This window comes from Microbacterium sp., from assembly GCF_047607225.1.
In the GTDB taxonomy this organism is placed as follows: domain Bacteria; phylum Actinomycetota; class Actinomycetes; order Actinomycetales; family Microbacteriaceae; genus Microbacterium.
Map to the genome: position 1 here is coordinate 20,002 of NZ_JASGDO010000022.1, position 7,585 is coordinate 27,586.

11 protein-coding genes are annotated in these 7,585 nt (G+C 70.8%); 7 read left to right on the forward strand and 4 right to left on the reverse strand.

Features of this window, described 5'->3' with window-relative positions; translation table 11 throughout:
• Window positions 1-35 precede the first annotated feature (35 nt).
• Entirely contained in the window at window positions 36-557 is a 522-nt protein-coding gene (locus tag QM591_RS03785) for a PadR family transcriptional regulator (RefSeq protein WP_415129769.1), read from the forward strand.
• Complete coding sequence (locus QM591_RS03790; RefSeq protein ID WP_415129771.1) at window positions 554-1,618, forward strand: BtrH N-terminal domain-containing protein; 1,065 nt, start codon at window positions 554-556, stop codon at window positions 1,616-1,618. Before QM591_RS03785 ends, QM591_RS03790 begins: the two co-directional genes overlap by 4 nt.
• Before the next feature lie 37 nt (window positions 1,619-1,655).
• On the opposite strand, the gene QM591_RS03795 is transcribed toward QM591_RS03790, so the two are convergent.
• Window positions 1,656-1,991: a TraR/DksA family transcriptional regulator gene (locus QM591_RS03795; RefSeq protein WP_415129773.1), complete on the reverse strand. Its 336-nt coding sequence runs from the start codon at window positions 1,989-1,991 to the stop codon at window positions 1,656-1,658.
• Between the two features lie 125 nt (window positions 1,992-2,116).
• Here QM591_RS03795 and QM591_RS03800 point away from each other — a divergent pair, with 125 nt between their 5' ends.
• Together QM591_RS03800 and QM591_RS03805 are read left to right on the forward strand one after the other, a co-directional pair.
• Window positions 2,117-2,365 (forward strand): hypothetical protein, encoded by a 249-nt coding sequence (locus QM591_RS03800; protein ID WP_415129775.1) that lies wholly within the window; start codon window positions 2,117-2,119, stop codon window positions 2,363-2,365.
• Between the two features lie 51 nt (window positions 2,366-2,416).
• Window positions 2,417-2,773: an SH3 domain-containing protein gene (locus tag QM591_RS03805; protein WP_415129777.1), complete on the forward strand. Its 357-nt coding sequence runs from the start codon at window positions 2,417-2,419 to the stop codon at window positions 2,771-2,773.
• Here the strand turns inward: QM591_RS03805 and QM591_RS03810 are convergent.
• Window positions 2,761-3,156: a VOC family protein gene (locus tag QM591_RS03810; RefSeq protein WP_415129779.1), complete on the reverse strand. Its 396-nt coding sequence runs from the start codon at window positions 3,154-3,156 to the stop codon at window positions 2,761-2,763. The genes QM591_RS03805 and QM591_RS03810 overlap by 13 nt on opposite strands.
• A gap of 97 nt (window positions 3,157-3,253) precedes the next feature.
• Here QM591_RS03810 and purL point away from each other — a divergent pair, with 97 nt between their 5' ends.
• Both purL and QM591_RS03820 read left to right on the forward strand, forming a co-directional pair.
• Entirely contained in the window at window positions 3,254-5,584 is a 2,331-nt protein-coding gene (purL, locus tag QM591_RS03815) for a phosphoribosylformylglycinamidine synthase subunit PurL (protein WP_415129781.1), read from the forward strand.
• A 29-nt stretch (window positions 5,585-5,613) separates the two neighbouring features.
• Window positions 5,614-5,748 carry a hypothetical protein gene (locus tag QM591_RS03820; protein WP_269454415.1) on the forward strand — a complete coding sequence of 45 codons (135 nt, stop codon included), beginning with the start codon at window positions 5,614-5,616 and terminating at the stop codon, window positions 5,746-5,748.
• 20 nt (window positions 5,749-5,768) lie between these two features.
• Here QM591_RS03820 and QM591_RS03825 read toward each other — a convergent pair whose 3' ends face one another.
• On the reverse strand, window positions 5,769-6,338 hold the full coding sequence (locus QM591_RS03825; protein ID WP_415129783.1) for a WHG domain-containing protein: 570 nt from the start codon (window positions 6,336-6,338) through the stop codon (window positions 5,769-5,771).
• Window positions 6,331-7,149, reverse strand: coding sequence for an alpha/beta fold hydrolase (locus QM591_RS03830; protein WP_415129785.1), 819 nt, complete (start codon window positions 7,147-7,149; stop codon window positions 6,331-6,333). Before QM591_RS03830 ends, QM591_RS03825 begins: the two co-directional genes overlap by 8 nt.
• 81 nt (window positions 7,150-7,230) lie before the next feature.
• Here QM591_RS03830 and QM591_RS03835 point away from each other — a divergent pair.
• A partial coding sequence (locus tag QM591_RS03835; RefSeq protein WP_415129787.1) for a TolC family protein occupies window positions 7,231-7,585 on the forward strand: 355 nt, incomplete at its 3' end.

Here is a 7,585-nt window from a genome sequence, read left to right on the forward strand (position 1 = left end):
TGGGCACGCCGATACTCTAGTGCTAGAGTATCGGCGTGGACCTGACGATCACCGAGCTCACCCTGCTGGGGCTCCTCGTCGAACGACCTCAGCACGGGTACGAGTTGGAGCAGACGATCGAGCAGCGCGGCATCCGGCGCTGGGCCGAGATCGGCTTCTCCTCGATCTACTACGTCCTGAACAAGCTCGAACGTCGCGGACTGGTCTCCGGCGACGAACCGGACGGAGGCGCGCGAGCGCGACGGGTGTTCCGCCCGACCGCCGCCGGACGCGAGGCGGCAGCGGCCGAGACCACAGCGCTCCTCGCACACGACCGACCGGTGGCGCATCCGTTCCTCACCGGGCTCGCCAACCTCGCCCTCCTCCCAGCGCAGACCTACCGCGACGCCCTCGCGACGCGGCTCTCGGAGATCGACACGCGCCTCGCCGCCGTCGAGCAGGCCCGCGCGGCGCAGGCTCCCCTGCCGCCCGCCGCCGCGGAGGTGTTCTCGTTCTCGCTCGCCCTTCTCGAGGCGGAGCGGACGTGGCTCGCGCAGCGCGTCACGGTGAGCCGATGACCACCGCGGGCATCCCCGCGCCCCGGGCCTCGGGCGCGACCGTCGTGCCGGGCCTCCCCCACACCGGGGGCCACCACTGCGAGACCACCACCCTTGGCGTGCTCCTGACCGCCGTGGGGGTTCGCCTCTCCGAGCCGGCGCTCTTCGGCCTCGGCGGCGGGCTCTCGTTCATCTACTGGGACTCGACGCGGCAGGCCCTGCCGTTCCTTGGCGGACGGGTGAAGCCCTTCGCTCTGACCGAGAACCTCGCATCGCGGCTGGGACTCGATCTCCGCGTGCAGGAGACGGGCTCGCCGCGCAGGGCGTGGCAGAACGTGGCGACCGCGATCGACGCAGGCATCCCCGTGGGCCTTCAACTCGACAGCTACGACCTCGACTACTTCACCTCGCGTGTGCACTTCGCCGGGCACATCGTCGCGCTGTACGGCTATGACGACACCACGGCCTACCTGATCGACACGGCTCAGCAGGGCGGTCGCGTCTGCACGAGCAGAGCCTCGCTCGAACGGGCGCGCGCGGCTCGCGGACCGATGTCGGCCCGGCATCGATCCTTCACTCTGGAACGGGGAGACGTGCCCGCGACGACGGAGCTTCCGCTTCCCGCAGCGCTGCAGGCCACGGCGGCGTGCGCGCGGGAGTTCCTGTCTCCCCCGATCGCGAACCTCGGGCACCGCGGCATCCGCACGGCGGCGGTGCGCGTCCGCTCGCTGCTCGAACGCGTGGCGGACCCGCCGCAGGACCTCGCGACGATGGCGACCCTCATGGAACGCGCGGGCACGGGAGGTGCGCTCTTCCGCAACCTCTACCGTGACTTCCTGACGGAGGTCCACGGGCTGCTGCCCGCCGGTGACACCGCCTCCGCCATCGCCGCGGGACGCGACGCCTTCGCAGAGTCCGCGCTCCTGTGGACCGAGGTCGCGCGCCTCCTCGAACGCGCCGGGGCGACGGGCGACCAGGAGCATCTGGCGGAGGCCTCGCGGAACCTCGAGAAGATCGCCGATCTCGAGACCGCTGCGATGTCGGCACTCCGCACCGTCGCCGACGGCATCGACGAGATCTGACGCAGCCCGGCGCGATCCGTCGTGCAAGCCACGGGGGTCAGGCCGCGGAGGCGCAGGCGACGCACATCGTCGCCATCGGCCGCGCCTCCAGGCGGGCCGCGGGGATCGGATTGCCGCACCGCACGCAGACGCCGTACGTCCCCTCGTCCATGCGAGCCAGGGCCGTCACGACATCGGCGCGTTCGCGCTCGGCGCCGGCGCGCAGGGCTTCCACGCGTTGCCACTCACCCGACAGCGTGGAGCCCTCGGGATCGTGCTCGTCGTCGGCGGTGGCCTCGGCGCGCGCCTCGCGGAGTGACGCCGCGTCGGCATCGAGGCGCGCGAGCTGCGCGTCGAGCGCGTGCATTCGCTCCGTCAACGCCGTCCGGTCCATGCCTCGACCGTACGCCGACCCACCGACACCTCCGTGTCAACCCGGTTCCCCTCGCGCGACGACGGCGCCACGGTGGAAGGGAAGTCCCGGCCGGCCGAGGCGCGGGCATGACGAGAGGAACGCTCGTGTCCGATCCCACATCACAGCCGCAGGACGAGAACGAGACCGACGCCGCCATCGACGAGGCACCCGCCGACGACACGACCGAGGGCGACGAGCAGCTGCCTTCGACGGAGGAACTGGAAGAGCCCAGCACGGAGAAGGACCCCGGCGAAGAACCGACCTCCCCCGCTCCGGCCTCGACCGGCGGTGACGAGCCGAGCCACCGTGCCGTCGGGATCGGCGTCATCGACGACGACCCGCCGACCGACTGACGGATGCGGCATGTGGCCGACGGGTGACAGGATCGGGCCATGCGATGCCTGGTGACCGCAGACCACGAGATCCCCGACCGCCCGCCGCTCACCGTCACCCCGGGTGAGTCGGTCACCGTCGGCGAGCGCGACACGGAATGGCCCGCGTTCGTCTTCGTCACGTCGGAGCACGGCACAGGATGGGTTCCCTCGCGTCACCTCGAGATCGAGGGCACGACGGGGGTCGTCCGCGTCGCCTACGACACGACCGAGCTTCCCGCACGGACGGGCGAGACGGTCGAGCTCCTCAGCGACGACCCCGAGAGCGGCTGGGCGTGGTGCCGCAACGATCGCGGGACGGAGGGGTGGATCCCGCATCGCGCCCTCGCCCGGGCCGACGGCGCCGCGCTGGGCGGTCAGCCGGTGTAGCCGATGAGCCAGATGAGCCCGAAGCGGTCGCGCACCTGTCCGTCGTGATCGCCCCACGGCTTGAGGGCGAGGGGGTCGATCACTTCTCCGCCCTCCGACAGCGCGGCGAACCAGCGTTCGAGCTCCGGCGGCTCCGCCGCCCCGAGGAGCGAGAACAACACTCCCTCGATCCGCACCGCGGGCTCGCCGCCGGCAGTGTCGGCGGCGAAGAGCTCGACGGGTCCACGGAGCATCCCGTGCGCGATCGCCTCGTCCGGTCCGTCCTCTCGCCCGAACTCGGCGAACGTGTGGAGGAGGAGCTCGCCGCCGAAGACGTCGCGGTAGAACGTGAGGGCCTCTCGGGCTGTGCCGGCGAAGTGCAGATACGGGGTGAGTCCGGTCATGGCGACGACCCTAGGCCGACCGCGCGGCGACCACCACCCTCCCAACTAGACTGTGGGTGATCCCCCGCCGGCATCCCGAGTCTTGGAGTTCAGCCGCGTGAGCACCCCCGTTCCCTCTGCTGTCGCAGACACCGTCGACAACGCCCTCGCGACGCCGGAGAAGGAGCAGCCGTACGCGGCGCTCGGTCTCAAGCCCGACGAGTACGACCGCATCCGCGAGATCCTCGGCCGCCGCCCCACAAGTGGCGAGCTGGCGATGTACTCGGTGATGTGGAGCGAGCACTGCTCCTACAAGTCGTCGAAGATCTACCTGCGTCGCTTCGGTCAGAAGGTCAGCGTCGAGATGCGCGAGCGCCTCATGGTCGGGATGGGCCAGAACGCGGGCGTCGTGGACGTGGGCGAGGGCTGGGCGGTGACCTTCAAGGTCGAGTCGCACAACCACCCGAGCTACATCGAGCCCTTCCAGGGAGCGGCCACCGGCGTCGGCGGCATCGTGCGCGACATCATCTCGATGGGGGCTCGCCCCGTCGCCGTGATGGACCAGCTGCGCTTCGGCGCCATCGACAACCCCGACACGGCGCGGGTCGTGCACGGCGTGGTCAGCGGCATCTCGTTCTACGGCAACTGCCTGGGCCTTCCCAACATCGGCGGCGAGACGGTGTTCGACGCCGTCTACCAGGGCAACCCCCTCGTCAATGCGCTCGCGGTCGGTGTGCTCCGCCACGAAGACCTGAAGCTCGCCAACGCCAGCGGCGCCGGTAACAAGGTGGTCCTCTTCGGCGCGCGTACCGGCGGCGACGGCATCGGGGGCGCGTCGATCCTCGCCTCTGACACCTTCGCCGACGGCGGCCCCACCAAGCGCCCGGCCGTGCAGGTGGGCGACCCGTTCGCCGAGAAGGTGCTCATCGAGTGCTGTCTGGAGCTCTACCGCGGCGAGCTCGTCCAGGCGATCCAGGACCTCGGTGCCGCGGGGATCTCCTGTGCCACGAGCGAGCTGGCCGCCAACGGCGGATCGGGAATGCGCGTGGACCTCGAGAACGTCCTGCTGCGCGACCCCTCGCTCACGCCGGAGGAGATCCTCATGAGCGAGAGCCAGGAGCGGATGATGGCGATCGTCGCTCCCGAGAAGCTCGACGCCTTCCTCGCCGTGACCGAGAAGTGGCAGGTGGAGACGAGCGTCCTGGGCGAGGTGACCGGCGACGGACGCCTGCAGATCTTCTGGCATGGCGAGCAGATCGTCGACGTCGACCCGTCCACCGTCGCCGTCGACGGCCCGGTGTACGAGCGCCCGGTCGCCTACCCCACCTGGATCGACGCGCTCCGCGACGACTCGGCGGCCGCCCTCCCTCGCACCGACGACCCCGATGGGCTGCGGGACCAGTTCCTGCAGCTCCTGGGCAGCCCGAACCTCGCCGACACGTCCTGGATCACCAACCAGTACGACCGCTACGTCATGGGAAACACCGCCCTGAGCTTCCCCGACGACTCCGGCATGATCCGCGTCGACGAGGAGTCGGGACTCGGTTTCGCGATCGCGACCGACTGCAACGGTCGCTTCTGCCAGCTCGACCCGTACGCGGGCGCGCAGCTCGCCCTCGCGGAGGCGTACCGGAACGTCGCCGTCAGCGGCGCGGTGCCCACCGCGGTCACCGACTGCCTCAACTTCGGCAGCCCGGAGAACCCCGAGGTCATGTGGCAGTTCGGGCAGGCCGTCGACGGCCTCGCCGACGCGTGCCTGGAACTGGGCGTTCCGGTGACCGGCGGCAACGTCAGCTTCTACAACCAGACCGGCGACCAGCCGATCTTCCCCACCCCCGTCGTGGGCGTGCTCGGGATCATCGACGACGTCGCTCGCCGCATCCCGTCGGGGTGGCAGGACGCCGGCGAGAACATCTACCTCCTCGGCGTGACGGCCACCGAGCTCAGCGGCTCGGCATGGGCCGACACCGTCCACGGGCACCTCGGCGGCCGGCCGCCGGCGGTCGACCTGGCGCAGGAGAAGAAGCTCGCCGAGCTGATCCACGCGGCCTCGCAGCAGGAGCTCATCTCGTCGGCGCACGACCTCTCGGCCGGTGGCCTCGGGCAGGCCCTCGCCGAGGGTGTGATGCGTTTCGGCGTGGGCGCTCGCGTATGGCTGCGCGAGATCATGGAGCGCGACGGCGTCGATGCCGCCACGGCCCTCTTCAGCGAGTCGACGGGTCGCGTCATCGTGTCGGTGCCCCGCGAGGAGGACGTCAAGTTCCGCGGACTGTGCGAGGGCCGCGGGTACCCCGTGCTGCGGATCGGTGTCACCGACGCCCCCGCGACCGGGGAGTCTGCCCTCGAGGTGCAGGACGTCTTCACGCTGCCGGTGTCGGAGCTGCGTCAGCGTTCGCGTGCGACGCTTCCCGCCGCCTTCGGCACCGTGATCGAAGAGCCCGCGCACTGACGCGCTCGGTCGCACGACAGGAGAGAGCGATGTCCGACGACGCAGAGTACGAAGGCATGAACGCCGCCCGCACGCGGCGGACCCGGATCGTCGCCTGGGTGGTGATCGTCTCGCTCATCCTCGTGGGAGGCGGATCGACCGTCCTCGCCCTGATCTTCGGCTGACACACTCCCCTCGGAAGGGGTCAGCGCAACGCCCAGGCCTCCAGCGCGATGACGACGCCCTCGACGAGACGGCCGTAGCTGTCGTCGGTGGACACCGGCAGTTCGAAGGCGCCGCCCGTCTCCAGCGAGACGAACCCGTGGAGCGCGGAGCGCAGGAACCGTGTGGCATCGACGAGCTGATCCGGCCCGAGGTCGAAGCCGCGCAGAATCACGGAGATGAGCTCGACGAGGCGCTCCGACGCCGCCTCGTCCTCCGTGTCCCCCGGAACGGGTGCCCGGGTGGTCAACGGATACTGGCCCGGATGCGCGATGACCCACGACCGATAGGCCTCGGCCATCGCCCGAACCGCGTCGGCAGACGAGCGCCCCACCGCCGCACGCGCCAAAACCGCCGCCATCTCCTCCTTCGCCCGCACCGCGACTCCGCGCTGGAGGTCGGCGAGGCCCTGGACGTGTTTGTAGAGCGAGGGCGGTTTCACCCCGAAGCTGTCGGCGACCAGCGCCAGGCTGAGCGAGCCCGCTCCAGCGTCGTCGAGTATCTGTGCGGCCCGATCGATCACGATGGAACGGCTGAGTCCTGCCCTAGGCACGGTGCAGCTCCTCCTCGATGAAGTGCACGATCGCGTCGGCCGTCACGTCCGGTTGCTGGACGTGGGGATAATGACCGGCGCGAGGGACCATCACCACCCGGCTGCCGAGCGCGGTCCCGATCCACTCGGCCTCGGCGCGAGGATCGCGAAAGTCGGGGTCGTTCTCCCCCATGAGGACGAGGGAGGGAGCACGAACGGCGGCGAGCGCACGCTCGGCCGGGCCGTGGTCGGCGCGCGTGGTACGGGAGAAGGCGCGGGAGTATCCGGGGCGTCGCAGGGCGTCACGCACGGCGGAACGGTACTGGGCGAAGTCGGTCGGCAGGTCGCCGGCGTAGAGCTGCGGAAGGTAGGCGTTCCAGGCGGCTGCGGCCCACGGCCGAGCCGTCAGGATCCGGAACATGAGCGCCATCGCAGGATGGACGGTCGGAGGGCGCACGAAGGGGCCGGTCAGAACGAGGCCACGCACCAGTCGGGGCGACTCGGCTGCCAGGATGACCGCGGCGCCGGCAGACATGGAGTTTCCGACGACGACGGCCGGCTCCCCGATGTGGTCGATCAGGGCCCCGAGGTCGTGCGCCGTGGCGGTGTCGCCGTACTGATCGAAGGTCGCGTCGCTGTCGCCGTGGCCGCGGAGGTCCACGGAGACCACACGGAGTCCTGCGCGCACCAGATGAGGCACCAGCAGTCGGTACGTCGAGCGGAGTTCGCCCATGCCCGGCGACAGCACGACGAGAGGACCGCCTCCGCTTTCCTCGTAGGCGATACGACCCTGCGACAGCGGGAGGTAGCGGGTTTCGACGGCGCCATTCATGTGGCTATGATACATAGCCTTTTGGCTTTCCCCAAAAGCTAGCGTCGATCCCGCGGCACAGCACCTCGTTAGCATGAAGGGGTGGACCCGCTCGTCTGGACGACGGTGGCCGAGTTCTGGTGGATCGCGCCGAGCGCGGTCGGTGCCGGCGCCCTCGGCTGGGTCGGTGTGCGCAGTCGGCGTACGGCACGCCAACGTCGCCTCGGCTACGACGCCGCGCGCCATGAGCTCCGCGAAGCCCGGCGCCAGCTGACCGTCGCACGCGGCGACGCGAAGGTCGCGCGCGCGGAACTGGCACGCGTGCAGGCCGATCGCACGGCTGCGCGGGCGACGACCTCGGAGGTGTCGACCGCGCGTCGGGCCCTGCAGCAGACGCAGCGCGACGCGCGAGCCGCGGTGGCTGCCGTGCGCGCCGCGCGGGCCCGGTTGAGCGCCG

Bases quoted from the DNA above. Each gene is read 5' to 3' on its own strand.
- QM591_RS03790 (WP_415129771.1), top strand. From the start codon at position 554: ATGACCACCGCGGGCATCCCCGCGCCCCGGGCCTCGGGCGCGACCGTC.
- QM591_RS03795 (WP_415129773.1), bottom strand. From the start codon at position 1,991: ATGGACCGGACGGCGTTGACGGAGCGAATGCACGCGCTCGACGCGCAG.
- QM591_RS03810 (WP_415129779.1), bottom strand. From the start codon at position 3,156: ATGACCGGACTCACCCCGTATCTGCACTTCGCCGGCACAGCCCGAGAG.
- QM591_RS03820 (WP_269454415.1), top strand. From the start codon at position 5,614: ATGTCCGACGACGCAGAGTACGAAGGCATGAACGCCGCCCGCACGCGG.
- QM591_RS03830 (WP_415129785.1), bottom strand. From the start codon at position 7,149: ATGAATGGCGCCGTCGAAACCCGCTACCTCCCGCTGTCGCAGGGTCGT.